Genomic DNA, 15,494 nt, shown 5'->3' on the forward strand with positions numbered 1-15,494 from the left:
GTCAGACTTTAAAGCGCGATACACCACCGCGCAGGCCCGCGGCCACCTGGCTCAACTCGTCGATGGCGAAGCTGGCCTGGCGCAGCGATTCCACTGTCTGCGTGCTGGCATCGCTGAGCTGAGCCAGTGCCTGGTTGATCTGCTCGGCACCGGTAGCCTGGGCCTGCATGCCTTCGTTGACCATCAACACCCGTGGCGCCAGCGCCTGTACCTGATGGATGATCTGGCTCAGCTGCTCGCCCACTTGCTGCACTTCGAACATGCCTCGGCGTACTTCTTCGGAAAACTTGTCCATGCCCATGACCCCTGCCGATACCGCCGACTGGATTTCCCGAACCATTTGCTCGATGTCGTACGTGGCGACAGCCGTCTGGTCCGCAAGGCGCCGCACTTCGGTGGCCACGACGGCAAAACCGCGCCCGTACTCGCCGGCCTTTTCCGCTTCGATGGCGGCATTGAGCGACAGCAGGTTAGTCTGGTCGGCGACCTTGACGATGGTCACCACCATCTGAGTGATGTTGCTGGCCTTTTCGTTGAGGATCGCCAGCTTGGCATTGACCAGGTCGGCTGCGCCCATGACCTGGTGCATGGTGTCCTCCATGCGCGCCAGGCCTTGCTGACCGGAACCGGCAAGGCTCGATGCCTGATCGGCGGCGCTGGTGACTTCGGTCATGGTGCGCACCAGATCGCGCGAGGTAGCGGCAATTTCACGGGAAGTGGCACCAATTTCCGTGGTGGTCGCAGCGGTTTCGGTGGCGGTGGCCTGTTGTTGCTTGGAGGTGGCCGCAATTTCAGTGACCGATGTGGTCACCTGTACCGAAGAGCGCTGGGCCTGGGACACCAGCTTGGCCAGCGCCTCGGCCATCTCGTTGAAGCCGCTTTCGATGGCGCCGAACTCGTCCTTGCGGTCCAGGCTCAGGCGCATGCTCAAGTCGCCCGAGCGCAGCTTGTCGAGGGCATGCACCACGCGCTGTACAGGCGCGGTGATGGCGCGCATCAACAGCAGCCCGCAGATGCCCGCCGCGATGATCGCCAACAGCAGCGAAACGATCATGCTGCCTTTGGCAGTGCTTACGGCACCGACGATCTGGTGGTTAGCGGCATCGGCGGCTTCGCGGTTGTACTCGATCATCGTGTTGAGATGATTACGGCCCTCCGACCAGGCCGGTGTCAGAACGTCCTTGATCAACCGCTCTGCCTCGGCATAATCATGCCGACGGTAGGCTTCAATCACCTGGCCGATGATATGGGTGTAGTTTGCCTCCATCTGGATGAAGGTGTCGAAATGGTCCTGGTCGTCCTTGTCGTGAATGGTGCCTTGGTAACTGGCCAGGTGTTGCTTGAGGCGTTCATCGAAGCTTTTGAACAGCTCCATGTCGGCTGCTGTGATCTCACGGTGGTCGGACAACCCCACCAGCTGCTGGCTGGTGACGTAGCTGTCGACCCAGGCACTGCGGATCATCGAACTGTAGTAGACCCCGGGAATGCTGTCGGTACCAACTGCCTCCTCGGCACTTTCGATCGCCACCAGCCGCGAGTAAGCGGCTACGACCATCAGCAACATGATGGCGATGATCACGGCGAAACTTGCCAGGATCCGTTGGCGCAAGGTCCAGTTCTTCACATTCAGCCCTCAGGAATTCACAACGAGCGGGAAAAATCGCCGAAGTATAGCCCAGGCGTCCTACGCTTATGCGGCTGAATATAAGGTGTTAATCAGGCATCCCTGCCTGGTGGCCAGGCCATTTACCCATCATTGACCTGCGGCAAGTCGGACCTGACTCTCCAGTTCCTGGCGCAACGCCGGGTCCAGGCGAAGCTGACGGGCCAGTTCGTCCAGGTACGCACGCTCCATGAAGTTCTCCTGATCGACCATCATCAGGCTGGCCAGGTACATCTCGGCAGCCATCTCCGGCGTTTGTGCGGCGCGCGCGACTTCGGCAGGGTCCAGTGGCTTGTTCAGCTCGGCGTGCAACCAGTGCTGCAGTTCACGGTCGCTGTCCAGGCGGGTGAATTCCCCTTCGATCAGCGCCCGCTCGCGCTCGTCGATGTGGCCATCGGACTTGGCCGCTGCCACCAACGCCCGCAATACCGCCTGGCTATGCTGCTCGACCTGGGCCGGCGGCAGGCGATCAAGGGTTTGCGGTTCGGCCCCCTGCCCTGCGCCCTGGCGGGCCTGCCAGTTGCCATAGGCCTTGTAGGCCAGTACGCCGAGCGCGGCGAGGCCACCGTAGGTGATCACTTTGCCCCCGTACTTGCGCGCCTTCTTGCTGCCCAACAGCAAGCCCAGGGCGCCAGCCCCTAGCGCACCGCCCCCGGCGCCGGAAAGCAGGCTGCCCAAGCCTCCTGAGCCTGCAGCCGGCTTGCCTGCGCCGGCCTGTTTGTTCAACAGTTCCTGGCCGGATTTGAGCAGTTGATCGAGCAGACCCCGAGTATTCATTCACATGTCTCCACGCTGCGGAAAGTAACGTCCAGAGTAAGGCCTGCAGAGCCCATGGCCACCCGTGGATTTGCTTCCGGATGTTGCATCGGTAGGCAAAAAGCCAACTAGACTCGACTTCGCCCCAAGCGCATTACGCTTATAGCTATCGCTCCACTGCTTTCTTGATGACTGCCCCGACCAGGATCTAAAAGAGGGAACACCATGTCAGCGCACAAGACCGCATTGCTCGGCGCCGTGACCGGCGCACTGCTGGCCAGTGCAGGCCTGCAGGCCGCCGAGTTGCCCAAGGCCCTGGGCGCCGGTGAAGGCCGGCTGGATATCGTCGCCTGGCCCGGTTATATCGAGCGCGGTGAGAGCGACAAGGCCTATGACTGGGTCACAGGCTTCGAAAAGGAAACCGGGTGCAAGGTCAGCGTCAAGACCGCAGCCACCTCCGACGAAATGGTCAGCCTGATGAACAAGGGCGGTTACGACCTGGTAACCGCCTCCGGCGATGCCTCGCTGCGCCTGATCGCCGGCAAGAAGGTGCAGCCGATCAATACCGGGCTGATTCCCAACTGGAAAAACCTCGACCCGCGCCTGCAGGACGGTGGCTGGTACGTGGTCGACAAACAGGTCTACGGTACCCCGTATCAGTGGGGGCCGAACGTTCTGCTGTACAACACCAACACGTTCAAGCAGCCACCCACCAGCTGGAGCGTGGTGTTCGAGCCGCAAGACCTGCCCGACGGCAAACCGAACAAAGGCCGCGTGCAGGCCTATGACGGGCCCATCTACATTGCCGATGCTGCGTTGTACCTGAAATCGGCCAAGCCCGAACTGGGCATTCAGGACCCCTATGAACTGAACGAAGCCCAGTACAAGGCAGTGCTCGAACTGCTGCGCCAGCAGCAACCGCTGATCCATCGATACTGGCATGACGCCACGGTGCAGATGAGCGATGTGAAGAACGAAGGCGTGGTCGCCTCCAGTTCCTGGGGCTACATGGTCAATAGCCTCAAGGCGGAGAACCAGCCGGTGGCCTCCACCCTGCCGAAGGAAGGTGCCACGGGCTGGGCCGACACCACCATGCTGCACAGCGAAGCCAAGCACCCCAACTGTGCCTATAAATGGATGGACTGGTCGTTGCAGCCAAAGGTACAGGGCGATGTAGCGGCCTGGTTCGGCTCATTGCCAGCAGTACCTGCTGCCTGCAACGGCAATGTGCTGTTGGGGGCCGAGGGCTGCAAGACCAATGGCTTCGACAACTTCGACAAAATCGCCTTCTGGAAGACACCGCAGGCACAGGGCGGCAAGTTCGTGCCGTATAGCCGCTGGACCCAGGACTACATTGCGATCATGGGCGGGCGCTAGCGACCAAGAGCATCGTTGCATCAGCTGAAGGAACAGGGGCCGCCAGATTTCTGTAGGAGCGGCCTTGTGTCGCGAAAGGGGCGCAGAGCGCCCCGGCTTTAACCTGGAGCCCCCAATGCCCCTAGCCGTCCAGTTCACCCAGGTGTCACGCACCTTCGGCGAGGTCAAGGCCGTTGACCAGGTCAGCATCGACATCATCGATGGGGAGTTCTTTTCGATGCTCGGCCCTTCAGGCTCGGGCAAGACCACCTGCCTGCGCCTTATAGCCGGTTTCGAGCAGCCGGACAGCGGCTCGATCCGCATCCATGGCGTCGAAGCCGCTGGCGTGCCGCCTTACCAGCGCGACGTCAACACCGTTTTCCAGGACTACGCACTGTTCCCGCACATGAACGTGCGCGACAACATCGCCTACGGGCTGAAGGTCAAAGGCATAGCCAAGGCCGAACGCCATGCGCGCGCCGAAGAAGCCCTGGCTATGGTGGCCCTGGCAGGCTATGGGGAGCGCAAACCGGCACAACTTTCCGGAGGCCAGCGCCAGCGCGTGGCCCTGGCCCGCGCCTTGGTCAATCGGCCGCGGGTGCTGCTGCTCGACGAGCCGCTCGGCGCCCTCGACCTGAAACTGCGCGAACAGATGCAGGGCGAATTGAAAAAGCTGCAGCGCCAGTTGGGTATCACCTTCATTTTCGTCACCCATGACCAGACAGAAGCGCTGTCGATGTCAGACCGGGTGGCGGTGTTCAACCGCGGCCGCATCGAACAAGTCGATGCACCGCGCAATCTGTACATGAAACCGGCTACCACCTTCGTCGCCGAGTTTGTCGGCACCTCCAACGTAGTACGCGGCGATCTGGCCCAACACCTCAGCGGCAGCCGCACGCCCTTCTCCATTCGCCCCGAGCATATTCGCCTGCTCGGCCAGCCCGAGGCCAGCCACGATGTACAGGTCAGCGGCCTGCTGCGCGACATCCAGTACCAGGGCAGTGCCACCCGCTATGAAGTGCAGCTGGACAGCGGCCAATTGCTGGCGGTCAGCCAGGCCAACGACCGCTGGCACGAGCAGCCACAAGACTGGCGGCCCGGCCAACGGGTGCAGGCACACTGGCCGCGTGAAGCGATGACGGTACTGCAGGAAACTGTCCTGACCGAGGGCCAGTGACATGAGCCTGGCCCTGAGCCCGTTACGCAGGTTTTCCAACCTGCTCTACCGACGCCCCAACTTGTACCTGCTGTTACTGCTGACCCCACCGCTGACCTGGTTCGGCGCGATCTACCTAGGGTCGCTGCTCAACCTTTTGTGGCAAGGCTTTTACACCTTCGACGACTTCACCATGGCAGTCACCCCGCAACTGACCGTGGGCAACTTCGCCGCGCTGTTCAACCCGTCGAACTTCGACATCATCCTGCGCACCTTGACCATGGCCGTGGCAGTCTCGCTGGCCTGCGCCGTGCTGGCTTTCCCCATCGCCTATTACATGGCGCGCTACACCCGCGGCAAGACCCGGGCGTTCTTCTATATCGCCGTAATGCTGCCGATGTGGGCTAGCTACATCGTCAAGACCTACGCATGGACACTGCTGCTGGCCAAGGGTGGTGTGGCTCAGTGGTTCATTCAGCAACTGCACCTGGAGAGCCTGCTGCAGGCCCTCCTGACCTTGCCCGCGGTGGGCGGCAGCACGCTGTCGACCTCGCATCTTGGGCGCTTCCTGGTGTTCGTGTACATCTGGCTGCCGTTCATGATCCTGCCCGTGCAGGCGTCCCTGGAGCGCCTGCCGCCTTCACTGCTGCAGGCATCGGCAGACCTCGGCGCGCGGCCGGCGCAGACCTTCATACAGGTGATCCTGCCATTGTCGATCCCCGGCATCGCTGCCGGTTCGATCTTTACCTTCTCGCTGACCTTGGGCGACTTCATCGTGCCGCAGCTGATCGGCCCACCCGGCTACTTCATCGGTAGCATGGTCTACGCCCAGCAAGGCGCGATCGGCAACATGCCGATGGCCGCGGCGTTCACCCTGGTGCCGATCGTGCTGATCGCGGTGTACCTGTCCATCGTCAAGCGTCTGGGGGCCTTCGATGCACTCTGAAAAAGCCTCCACCGGCCTGCGCCTGGCGGCTTGGGGCGGGTTATTGTTCCTGCACTTTCCGATCCTCATCATCTTCCTGTACGCCTTCAACACCGAAGATGCGGCGTTCAGCTTCCCGCCCAAGGGCTTCACCCTCAAATGGATCGCCGTGGCATTCGCCCGGCCGGACGTGCTCGAGGCCATCAAGCTGTCGCTGCAGGTGGCCAGCCTGGCCACGCTCATCGCGCTTGTGCTCGGCACCCTGGCCGCGGCGGCACTGTACCGGCGCAGCTTCTTCGGCAAGGAGAGCATCTCGCTGATGCTGATCTTGCCGATCGCACTGCCTGGCATCATTACCGGCATAGCCCTGTTGTCGGCGTTCAAGGCCCTGGGTATCGAGCCTGGGCTGTTCACCATCGTGGTCGGCCACGCCACCTTCTGTGTGGTGATCGTCTACAACAATGTGATTGCCCGCCTGCGGCGCACCTCGCAAAGCCTGATCGAAGCCTCTATGGACTTGGGGGCCGATGGTTGGCAGACCTTCTGCTACATCATCCTGCCCAACCTAGGCTCGGCGCTGCTGGCCGGCGGCATGCTGGCCTTCGCCCTGTCGTTCGACGAGATCATCGTCACCACCTTCACTGCCGGTAACGAGCGTACCTTGCCCATCTGGCTGCTCAACCAACTCAGCCGCCCGCGCGAAGTGCCGGTGACCAACGTGGTTGCCATGCTGGTGATGCTGGTGACCATGCTGCCGATCCTCGGCGCCTACTACCTGACCCGCGGCGGTGAAAGCGTTGCGGGCAGCGGCAAATGACCCACAAGGAGCCCCCGATGCAAACCAACATGCTGATCAACGGTCGCCTGGTCGCTGGCGATGGCCCGGCCTGGACCGTGCTCAACCCCGCTGAAGGCAGTGCCTTGGCACAGATCAACGAAGCCACCGAGGCCCAGGTCGATACTGCAGTGCGCGCCGCCGACCTGGCCTTCGACAGCTGGTCGCAGACCAGCCCCAAGGAGCGCTCGCTGGCCCTGCTGGCGCTGGCTGACACGATTGAGGCGCATGCCGATGAGCTGGCCAGGCTGGAGTCGCAGAATTGCGGTAAACCGTTCGCAGCGGCCCTGAACGACGAGATGCCGGCCATCGCCGATGTGTTCCGCTATTTTGCCGGCGCCGCCCGCTGCCTTGGTGGCTTGGCGGCCGGTGAGTACCTGCCCGGGCACACTTCGATGATCCGCCGCGACCCGCTGGGCGTAGTGGCCTCGATCGCACCCTGGAACTACCCGCTGATGATGCTGGCGTGGAAGATCGCCCCCGCCTTGGCCGCTGGCAATACCGTGGTCATCAAACCGTCCGAGCTGACCCCGCTGACCGCCCTGCGCCTCGGCGAACTGGCCAAGGACGTACTGCCTGCCGGCGTGCTCAACATCCTCTTCGGCCGCGGCCAGACAGTCGGCAACCCACTGATTACCCATCCCAAGGTGCGTATGGTCTCGCTGACCGGATCGATCCCCACCGGCGCGCACATCATCGGCGCCACGGCCGACAGCGTAAAGCGCATGCACATGGAGCTGGGCGGCAAGGCGCCGGTGCTGGTATTCGATGATGCCGACATCGATGCCGCCATCGACGGTATCCGGACCTTCGGTTTCTACAACGCAGGACAGGACTGCACTGCGGCCTGCCGCCTGTATGTGCAGGCCGGCATCTACGAACGCTTCGTCGAACGCCTCGGCAAAGCCGTGGCCAGCCTAAAAACCGGCCTGCAGGATGCCGAAGACACCGAACTCGGCCCGCTGATCAGCGCCCAGCACCGTGACAAGGTAGCCGGCCTGGTCGGGCGCGCCATCGCCCAGCCGCACATTCGCCTGGTCACCGGAGGCAAGGCACTACCGGGGGATGGTTTCTTCTTCGAGCCAACAGTGCTGGCTGATGCGCTGCAGGATGACGAGATCGTGCGCCACGAGGTGTTTGGCCCGGTGGTGTCGGTGACACGCTTCACTGACGAAGCGCAGGCGCTGGAATGGGCCAACGACTCGGAGTACGGCCTGGCTTCATCGGTGTGGACCCGCGACACCGGCCGCGCCCACCGCCTGGCGGCCCGGTTGCAGTATGGCTGCACCTGGGTCAATACCCACTTCATGCTGGTCAGCGAAATGCCCCATGGCGGGCAGAAGCATTCGGGGTATGGGAAGGACATGTCGATGTATGGGCTGGAGGATTACACCTGTGTGCGGCACGTGATGATCAAGCATTGAGCGTGATGTGAAGCTACCGGCCTCTCCTGAGACAAGTCAGCAAGGAGGCCGGTACAAAGTGGCGATCGTCCTCGCATGAATACCTAGGACCTTTCCTTCAAGCACGGTCCCCTATCTCCTACAGTCCGGCTGTTGTGAAAAAAACGACTGGTATCATAGTCTGATACCATGAATAATCATCAAAGATCGGCCCTTGAAGCCATTTTCAGGAAACCAGTGCCCAAGACCTTGGAATGGGTCCGGCTGGAGTCACTGTTGAGATCAGCTGGCACAAATGTCATCGAAGGTCGAGGTTCGCGAGTTCGCTTTGAGCTCAATGGGGCCGTTGCCACCTTCCATCGGCCTCACCCGGACAAACATGCCAAAACCTATCAATTGCGCGACGCCCGCCAGTTCCTTGAGCAGGCCGGAGTAACACCATGAATGTCATGACCTACCGCGGCTATGCCGCAAGAATCGAATACAGTGACGAGGACCAGTTGCTGATTGGACACGTTGCGGGCATACGTGACGTGATTGGTTTTCACGGCGAATCGATCAGTGAATTGCGACAAGCATTCGAGGAGGCCGTTGATGACTATCTCGAAACCTGTAAACGCCTTGGCCGTGAGCCGCAAAAGACCTATTCAGGGAAGCTGAGTCTGCGCCTTGAGCCCACCCTTCACGCCAGCGTGGCCGCAAAGGCCGAGCTGGCGGAAAAAAGCATCAATCAGTGGGTCAGCGATATTCTGAGCAAGGCCGCTTACAGCTGAGGTGGTCAATCAGTCCCGCAGATCCGACTCATGTATCGGATTCGCCCGGCTGGTAGCCCGTTGATACTGCGCCGGCCACGTAGCCCTGTTACCGCCCAGGTCATCATCGGCATGCAACGGCCAGTAAGGGTCGCGCAGCAGCTCGCGGGCGAGGAAGATCAGGTCGGCCTGCCCGGTGCGCAGGATGTGTTCAGCCTGGGCCGGTTCGGTGATCATGCCCACCGTACCGGTGGCGATTTCCGATTCCTTGCGTACACGCTCGGCGAAGCGGGTCTGGTAGCCGGGGCCGGTGGGGATTTCGGCATTCATCGAAGTACCGCCGGAGGACACATCGATCAAGTCGACTCCGAGCGCTCGCAGGCGACGGGCCAGTTCTACTGTTTCGTCGGGGTTCCAGCCGTCTTCCACCCAGTCGGTCGCCGACACGCGAACGAACAGCGGCAGTTCCTTCGGCCAAACCTTACGCACCGCCTCGGTCACCTGCAGCGTAAGGCGGATGCGGTTTTCGAAACAGCTGCCATATTCGTCACGGCGCTGATTGCTTAGCGGCGAGAGGAACTGATGCAGCAGGTAGCCATGGGCGGCGTGGATCTCGACTACCTTGAAGCCCGCTTGCAATGCCCGTTCGGTGGCTTTGACAAACTCGGCTACAACATCCTGGATCTCGTCTTTGCTCAACTCACGCGGTGCCGTGTGTTCAGGGTCGAAGGCAATTTTCGACGGCCCCACCGGCTGCCAGCCTCCTTCCTCGATCTTGACGCTGCCATGCTTGCCCAGCCAGGGGCGATGGGTGCTGGCCTTGCGCCCGGCGTGGGCCAGCTGGATGCCCGGCACGGCGCCCTGCGCGGTGATGAAGCGGGTGATGCGTTGCAGTGGGGCGACCTGTTCATCGTTCCACAGACCAAGGTCCTCGGCAGTGATCCGGCCATCGGCGGTCACAGCGACCGCTTCGGTGATGACCAGCCCGGCACCACCGACGGCGCGGCTACCCAAATGGACAAGGTGCCAGTCGTTGGCCAGGCCATCGACAGCGGAATACTGGCACATCGGCGAGACAGCGATGCGGTTGGGCAACGTCAGCTGACGCAGGGTGTAAGGCTCGAGCAGCAGGCTCATGAGGGCACCTCCCAAGGACTCCAATGGTGATCCGGCCCGGGCATTCAAGTGCACATCCCTGGCCCGGTGCCGGTCATTAATCAGACTAGACCAGATTGGTGGGGGGGAAGGTTCCCTGAGATTGCTGACTGCTCCGACGCGCGCATCAGATGTTTCCTACACATATGAGCTAGCGATACCTAGATCAGGAAAATATCCTACGAATCTTGTCGACTCGCGGCTGATTGTCCCTGGAAACCCCACCCTTTAGGCTTTTCGTGTCGCTGATGTTTGGCGTCCGGGAGTGGAATCCTGTCAATTACTGAGTTGCTGTCGTCATGGCAGTTGTGCGCGGGAGGCCGCAAAGCCTACCGGGTTTACTCGTAGCCTGGATTCCACACCGCGTACAACTGCCACCCATCCGTGTGGAATCGGACAGGTCGGTCAATCAGTAACCTTACGAGTCGTTCACTATGAAAAAACTAGTCCCCGATCCGCCCCACCATTTCGACCTTCCCTCCGACAAGACCCTGACCAACGCCGTGAGCGATGGCATCGTGCCAATCGATCACGTGTTGATGAACGTCACCCACTACCTGATGCTCGCTTACAACCATTGCCATCGAGTCCTCGATGCCGTCGAAGATGACAGCTCCCGGGAATCGCTTGTGAATGGGCTGCGTGCCCTGCAGATTGCCTGGGGCCAAGCAGATGCGCTGTCATTGGCCTTGGAGCGTACTACTACCCTGCATTGAGGTTGGATTCACTGGCCTCTTCGCGGGTAAACCTGCGGCCACAGGCGCATCACAGACCTCAAAACTTGCAGATGACCTGTGGGAGCTGGCTTGCCCACAAAGAGGCCAGAACAGGCAATCGAGAAACTTCAGGAGGGAATTCGATGACCACAGACGGCACCCACTTTACTGTCGGGAAGACCACCTTCTTTCAGGGTGAACACCAGACTCACCCACTGTTCCGCATCGAGCCAGGGAAATCGAGCGCCGCCCCCCGCAAAGACCAAGTCAGGCAATTGTAGTGCTTTCAGCGCGGCTCCATATGCGCAATCATCAACTGCACACTTTCATTACCTCGAAACTCGTTAACATCCAGCTTGTAGGCAAGCTCCACCCAACGCACGGTCGGGTTCGGCCAAACCTCGCGGTCGATGCCGAAGGCAATGCCATCCAGGCGTACCGAACCACATTCGCTCTTGAGCACCACTTTAAGGTGGCGCTCGCCGACCACACGCTGCTCCACCAACTGGAACACACCATGGAACAACGGTTCGGGGAAGTGCTGCCCCCAGGGCCCGGCGTGGCGCAAGGCCTTGGCCAGGTCAAGGTGGAACTCCTCCACCGCCAGGCTTCCATCCGACAGCAGGCGCCCGGTGAGGTCTTCTTCACGCAGCTGGCGCCGCACTTCTTCGTCGAACGCCTCGGCAAACGCGGGGAAATTGCCTTCAGGTAGCGACAGGCCCGCGGCCATGGCATGGCCGCCAAACTTGCTGATCAACTGCGGATGGCGCGCTGCCACTGCATCCAGCGCATCACGGATGTGAAAGCCCGGTACCGACCGCGCCGAGCCCTTGAGCATGCCCTCACCGGCATCGGCGAAGGCGATGGTCGGGCGGTGGTAACGCTCCTTCAGGCGCGAGGCGAGAATACCGATCACGCCCTGGTGCCATTCGGCATCGAACAGGCATAGGCCGTAAGGCATGGACTCGACCGGCAAATCCTTGAGCTGGGCCAAGGCTTCGCGCTGCATGCCCTGCTCGATCGACTTGCGGTCCTGGTTCAGGCCGTCGAGCTGCTGTGCCATGTCCAGGGCCAGCGCCTCGTCCTCGCACAACAGGCACTCGATACCCAGGCTCATGTCGTCCAGGCGCCCGGCGGCATTGAGCCGCGGGCCTAGAATGAAACCCAGGTCAGTGGAGGTGATGCGCCGGTGATCGCGACGTGCCACCTCCAGAATCGCCTTCAGCCCCGGCCGCGCCCTGCCGGCACGGATGCGCTCCAGGCCCTGATGCACGAGGATGCGGTTATTGGCATCCAGCGGTACCACGTCGGCTACGCTGCCCAGCGCGACCAGGTCGAGCAGTTCGCCGATGTTCGGTTGTGCCTGGGTTTCATATCGCCCCAGGCTACGCAGGCGTGCGCGCAAGGCCATCAGCACGTAGAAGATCACCCCGACACCGGCCAACGACTTGCTCGGGAAGTCGCAACCTGGTTGGTTCGGGTTGACGATGGCGTCGGCAACCGGCAATTGCTGGCCCGGCAGGTGGTGGTCGGTGACCAGCACTTTGAGCCCGGCCGCTTTGGCTGCCGCCACACCCTCGACACTGGAAATGCCGTTGTCGACCGTGATCAGCAATTGCGGCTGGCGCTGCAGCGCCACCTCGACGATCTCCGGGGTCAGGCCATAGCCATATTCGAAACGGTTGGGCACCAGGTAGTCGACATGGGCCGCACCCAGCAGGCGCAGGCCGAGCACGCCGACAGTACTGGCGGTGGCGCCGTCGGCATCGAAGTCGCCGACGATGATGATGCGCTGGCGCTGGTCGAGCGCTTCGACCAGCAAGTCTACAGCGGCATCGATGCCCTTGAGCTGCTGGTACGGCAACAGCCGCGCCAGGCTCTTGTCCAGCTCGGCCTCGGACTGCACGCCGCGGGCGGCATACAAGCGGGTCAGCAAGGGTGGCAGGTTACCGAGAAACGGCAGGGTCGGCGGCAGCGGGCGGGGTTCGATACGCATGGGTCGGTTGGCTCAGCCACGCTCACCGAGCAGCCACTGCAGCTGCACTTCGTGCTGGCCACGGTCATCAGTGACGAACACTGTGCCTTCACTGATCATCACGTCCCACTTGATGCTGCGCGGCATGTCCGTGGCAAGCACCTCGAGCACCTCTTGCGGCACAGCGGCGATGTTCAGGTTCTTCAGGTTCTTGACCGCGCCAACCACCTTGGTCTCCCATACACGCAGGCTGCCATAGGCCAGCAGGCTGGTGCGCTCGGTACGGCGCGAACACCAAGTCAGGCGATCAGCGTCCGGCTGGCCCACTTCGATCCAGTGCAGTACGCGGTCGTCCAGGCTCTTTTCCCACAGGGCAGGCTCGTCGACATCCGACAGGCCGCGGCCGAACGACAGATTCTCGTTGTACCAGAGTGCGTAGGCCAACAGCCGCACGGCCATGCGCTCCTCGGTTTCCGAAGGATGACGGGCGATGGTCTGCTTGACGCTTTCGTACACGCCGCGATCGAGATCGGTCAGATTCAATTCGAATTTGTAGGTGGTGGACGGCTGGGCCATGGTCGAAGGGCTACTTGCGCAAAGAAAAGTCACACAGTCTACCCGATCCTGATCTTCGTTGCGCCGCAGCAGTATCTGCCGCTACCGACCTATGATAAAACCACGGCTCTGCCCAATTGCCACGGATGCCCCATGTCTACGCCCAGCAAACCCCTCGCCGGCCTGAAAGTCATCGAGCTTGGCACCCTGATCGCTGGCCCGTTCGCTTCGCGCATCTGCGCCGAGTTCGGTGCCGAGGTGATCAAGGTCGAGTCGCCCGACGGCGGTGACCCGCTGCGCAAATGGCGCAAGCTGTACGAGGGTACTTCGCTGTGGTGGTTCGTGCAGGCGCGCAACAAGCAGTCACTGACGCTGAACCTCAAGCATCCCGATGGTCGCGAGATCCTCAAGCGGCTGCTGGCCGAGGCCGACATTCTCATCGAGAACTTCCGCCCGGGCGTGCTGGAAAAGCTCGGCCTGGGCTGGGATGTGCTGCACGAGCTCAACCCGAAACTGGTGATGGTGCGCCTGTCAGGCTTCGGCCAGACCGGGCCGATGAAGGACCAGCCAGGCTTCGGCGCCGTGGGCGAGTCGATGGGTGGCCTGCGCTATATCACCGGCTTCGATGACCGCCCACCGGTACGCACCGGCATCTCCATCGGCGACTCGATCGCTGCATTGTGGGGCGTGATCGGTGCACTGATGGCGCTGCGTCACCGCGAGGTCAATGGTGGCCAGGGCCAGGTGGTGGACGTGGCGCTGTACGAGGCAATCTTCGCCATGATGGAAAGCATGGTCCCCGAGTTCGATGTGTTTGGCTTCATTCGCGAACGCACCGGCAACATCATGCCGGGCATCACGCCCTCCTCCATCCACACCAGCGCCGACGGCAAGCACGTGCAGATCGGTGCCAATGGCGATGCGATATTCAAACGCTTCATGCAGGCCATCGGCCGTAACGACCTGGCCGCCGACCCAACACTGGCCAGCAATGATGGCCGCGATGCGCGGCGTGACGAACTGTATGGGGTGATCGACCGCTGGGCCAACAGCCTGACCCTGGAGCAGGTCATGCAGATACTGACAGCCGCCGAAGTGCCGGCAAGCCGTATCTACTCGGCAGAAGACATGTTCAACGATCCACAGTACCTGGCCCGCGAGATGTTCCTGCAGGCCCGCCTGCCAGACGGTAAAGCGTTCAAGATGCCAGGCATTGTACCCAAGCTGTCCGAAACACCCGGCTCGGCCGAGTGGGTAGGCCCGGCGCTGGGCGAGCACACCGATGCACTGCTTGGCGCCCTGGGTTATGACGCCGCCGCCATCGCCAGCTTGCGCCAGGCAGGCACGGTCTGAGGTCGCCCCCGCCCGTGCGCGCGTTCCTGTCCCTGCTGTGCGGGCTGCTGCTCGCCATGGCCATCGCGCCAGTGCAGGCCAAGGAACGCCTGGTATGGCTGGTCCGCGACCTGCCGCCCTTCACCATCCTGGAGGGTGCGGCCAAGGGCCAAGGTGCGATCGACCGGATGCTGGCGCTGCTGATCGAACAGATGCCCGAGTACGACCACGACATCGTGCGGGTCACTCGGGCGCGCGGCATACAGATGCTGCAGGACCCTACCAGCTTCACCTGCGATCCGACCATGCTGTGGACACCCGAGCGCGCGAAGTTCGTGCATTTCTCCGAACCGGTGCTGGGGGCGATGAGCGGTGGCCTGGTCGTACGCAAGCAAGCCGGATCTCTGCTGGCACCGTTTCTGGATGGTGCGCAGGTTGACCTCAAACGCTTGTTGAGCGACACCCAACTGAAGCTTGGGATCGTCGCCGGACGCAGCTACAACACACAGATCGACGAGATCCTGCACCAGCTCCCCGACGCAGTCCTCAGCCGTCACTATGGTAACGATGCCACTGCCAATCTGCTGCAGATGCAGCGCCTCGGGCGCCTGCAACTGGTGCTCGGCTACTGGCCGGAAGTGCGCTACCTGATCCAGCAGCAAGGCGGCTCGCTCGATGAGTACCAGTTTCACCCGATACAAGGGGTGAACCGCTACCAGTTCCTGCATGTGGGCTGCTCCGATTCCCCCTTGGGGCAAGCGGCGGTCGCGCATATAGACCAACTGCTGCCCCCGCTACGCCGGGACACCCTGCCAGCGCTTTACGCCAAATGGCTGGATCCGGAGCTGCAAGAAGAATACCTGGAACAGAGCAAGCATTTTTTTGAAGGGCGATAAAAAAGAAACCCCGGGACGC

The 15,494-nt window shown here is 61.9% G+C and carries 15 protein-coding genes; 10 read left to right on the forward strand and 5 right to left on the reverse strand.

The genetic code is table 11. The features are described from left to right. Nucleotide 1: 1 nt before the first annotated feature. Complete coding sequence (locus JET17_RS21015) at nt 2-1,564, reverse strand: methyl-accepting chemotaxis protein (RefSeq protein ID WP_420094557.1); 1,563 nt, start codon at nt 1,562-1,564, stop codon at nt 2-4. A gap of 189 nt (nt 1,565-1,753) precedes the next feature. Then, nucleotides 1,754-2,440: a tellurite resistance TerB family protein gene (locus JET17_RS21020; protein ID WP_012315947.1), complete on the reverse strand. Its 687-nt coding sequence runs from the start codon at nt 2,438-2,440 to the stop codon at nt 1,754-1,756. A 204-nt stretch (nt 2,441-2,644) separates the two neighbouring features. Between JET17_RS21020 and ydcS the strand changes: the two genes are divergently transcribed. From ydcS to JET17_RS21055, 7 genes are all read left to right on the forward strand, one after another. Next, entirely contained in the window at nt 2,645-3,796 is a 1,152-nt protein-coding gene (ydcS, locus tag JET17_RS21025; protein ID WP_012315948.1) for a putative ABC transporter substrate-binding protein YdcS, read from the forward strand. Between the two features lie 115 nt (nt 3,797-3,911). Continuing rightward, nucleotides 3,912-4,952: an ABC transporter ATP-binding protein gene (locus JET17_RS21030; protein WP_012315949.1), complete on the forward strand. Its 1,041-nt coding sequence runs from the start codon at nt 3,912-3,914 to the stop codon at nt 4,950-4,952. 1 nt (nt 4,953) lies between these two features. Then, a complete protein-coding gene (locus JET17_RS21035; protein ID WP_012315950.1) occupies nt 4,954-5,877 on the forward strand; it encodes an ABC transporter permease in 924 nt (307 codons plus the stop codon). Then, nucleotides 5,867-6,673, forward strand: coding sequence for an ABC transporter permease (locus tag JET17_RS21040; protein ID WP_012315951.1), 807 nt, complete (start codon nt 5,867-5,869; stop codon nt 6,671-6,673). The genes JET17_RS21035 and JET17_RS21040 overlap by 11 nt, the downstream gene beginning before the upstream one ends. Before the next feature lie 17 nt (nt 6,674-6,690). Beyond that, on the forward strand, nt 6,691-8,115 hold the full coding sequence (locus JET17_RS21045) for a gamma-aminobutyraldehyde dehydrogenase (protein WP_012315952.1): 1,425 nt from the start codon (nt 6,691-6,693) through the stop codon (nt 8,113-8,115). Between the two features lie 168 nt (nt 8,116-8,283). Beyond that, nucleotides 8,284-8,538: a type II toxin-antitoxin system HicA family toxin gene (locus JET17_RS21050; RefSeq protein ID WP_080516493.1), complete on the forward strand. Its 255-nt coding sequence runs from the start codon at nt 8,284-8,286 to the stop codon at nt 8,536-8,538. Further along, a complete protein-coding gene (locus JET17_RS21055) occupies nt 8,535-8,867 on the forward strand; it encodes a type II toxin-antitoxin system HicB family antitoxin (protein ID WP_012315954.1) in 333 nt (110 codons plus the stop codon). Before JET17_RS21050 ends, JET17_RS21055 begins: the two co-directional genes overlap by 4 nt. 9 nt (nt 8,868-8,876) lie before the next feature. On the opposite strand, the gene JET17_RS21060 is transcribed toward JET17_RS21055, so the two are convergent. Continuing rightward, the gene (locus JET17_RS21060) at nt 8,877-9,983 is read right to left on the reverse strand and encodes an NADH:flavin oxidoreductase/NADH oxidase (protein ID WP_012315955.1); all 1,107 of its coding nucleotides are present in this window, start codon (nt 9,981-9,983) and stop codon (nt 8,877-8,879) included. Nucleotides 9,984-10,435: 452 nt separating this feature from the next. Between JET17_RS21060 and JET17_RS21065 the strand changes: the two genes are divergently transcribed. Next, nucleotides 10,436-10,717 carry a hypothetical protein gene (locus tag JET17_RS21065; RefSeq protein WP_012315956.1) on the forward strand — a complete coding sequence of 94 codons (282 nt, stop codon included), beginning with the start codon at nt 10,436-10,438 and terminating at the stop codon, nt 10,715-10,717. Nucleotides 10,718-11,003: 286 nt separating this feature from the next. Here JET17_RS21065 and recJ read toward each other — a convergent pair whose 3' ends face one another. Next, nucleotides 11,004-12,713: a single-stranded-DNA-specific exonuclease RecJ gene (gene recJ / locus JET17_RS21070; RefSeq protein WP_012315958.1), complete on the reverse strand. Its 1,710-nt coding sequence runs from the start codon at nt 12,711-12,713 to the stop codon at nt 11,004-11,006. Between the two features lie 12 nt (nt 12,714-12,725). Further along, entirely contained in the window at nt 12,726-13,268 is a 543-nt protein-coding gene (locus JET17_RS21075) for a YaeQ family protein (protein WP_012315959.1), read from the reverse strand. Nucleotides 13,269-13,400: 132 nt separating this feature from the next. Between JET17_RS21075 and JET17_RS21080 the strand changes: the two genes are divergently transcribed. Both JET17_RS21080 and JET17_RS21085 read left to right on the forward strand, forming a co-directional pair. Further along, a complete protein-coding gene (locus JET17_RS21080; protein WP_012315960.1) occupies nt 13,401-14,600 on the forward strand; it encodes a CaiB/BaiF CoA transferase family protein in 1,200 nt (399 codons plus the stop codon). Nucleotides 14,601-14,614: 14 nt separating this feature from the next. Then, entirely contained in the window at nt 14,615-15,475 is an 861-nt protein-coding gene (locus tag JET17_RS21085) for a TIGR02285 family protein (protein ID WP_012315961.1), read from the forward strand. Nucleotides 15,476-15,494 lie beyond the last annotated feature (19 nt).

The organism is Pseudomonas putida, assembly GCF_016406145.1.
Lineage (GTDB): Bacteria > Pseudomonadota > Gammaproteobacteria > Pseudomonadales > Pseudomonadaceae > Aquipseudomonas > Aquipseudomonas putida_E.

Excerpts from the sequence above, each read along its gene's own strand:
- JET17_RS21015 (WP_420094557.1), bottom strand. The coding sequence starts at position 1,564 with ATGTTGCTGATGGTCGTAGCCGCTTACTCGCGGCTGGTGGCGATCGAA.
- JET17_RS21020 (WP_012315947.1), bottom strand. The coding sequence starts at position 2,440 with ATGAATACTCGGGGTCTGCTCGATCAACTGCTCAAATCCGGCCAGGAA.
- ydcS (WP_012315948.1), top strand. The coding sequence starts at position 2,645 with ATGTCAGCGCACAAGACCGCATTGCTCGGCGCCGTGACCGGCGCACTG.
- JET17_RS21030 (WP_012315949.1), top strand. The coding sequence starts at position 3,912 with ATGCCCCTAGCCGTCCAGTTCACCCAGGTGTCACGCACCTTCGGCGAG.
- JET17_RS21035 (WP_012315950.1), top strand. The coding sequence starts at position 4,954 with ATGAGCCTGGCCCTGAGCCCGTTACGCAGGTTTTCCAACCTGCTCTAC.
- JET17_RS21040 (WP_012315951.1), top strand. The coding sequence starts at position 5,867 with ATGCACTCTGAAAAAGCCTCCACCGGCCTGCGCCTGGCGGCTTGGGGC.
- JET17_RS21045 (WP_012315952.1), top strand. The coding sequence starts at position 6,691 with ATGCAAACCAACATGCTGATCAACGGTCGCCTGGTCGCTGGCGATGGC.
- JET17_RS21050 (WP_080516493.1), top strand. The coding sequence starts at position 8,284 with ATGAATAATCATCAAAGATCGGCCCTTGAAGCCATTTTCAGGAAACCA.
- JET17_RS21055 (WP_012315954.1), top strand. The coding sequence starts at position 8,535 with ATGAATGTCATGACCTACCGCGGCTATGCCGCAAGAATCGAATACAGT.
- JET17_RS21060 (WP_012315955.1), bottom strand. The coding sequence starts at position 9,983 with ATGAGCCTGCTGCTCGAGCCTTACACCCTGCGTCAGCTGACGTTGCCC.
- JET17_RS21065 (WP_012315956.1), top strand. The coding sequence starts at position 10,436 with ATGAAAAAACTAGTCCCCGATCCGCCCCACCATTTCGACCTTCCCTCC.
- recJ (WP_012315958.1), bottom strand. The coding sequence starts at position 12,713 with ATGCGTATCGAACCCCGCCCGCTGCCGCCGACCCTGCCGTTTCTCGGT.
- JET17_RS21075 (WP_012315959.1), bottom strand. The coding sequence starts at position 13,268 with ATGGCCCAGCCGTCCACCACCTACAAATTCGAATTGAATCTGACCGAT.
- JET17_RS21080 (WP_012315960.1), top strand. The coding sequence starts at position 13,401 with ATGTCTACGCCCAGCAAACCCCTCGCCGGCCTGAAAGTCATCGAGCTT.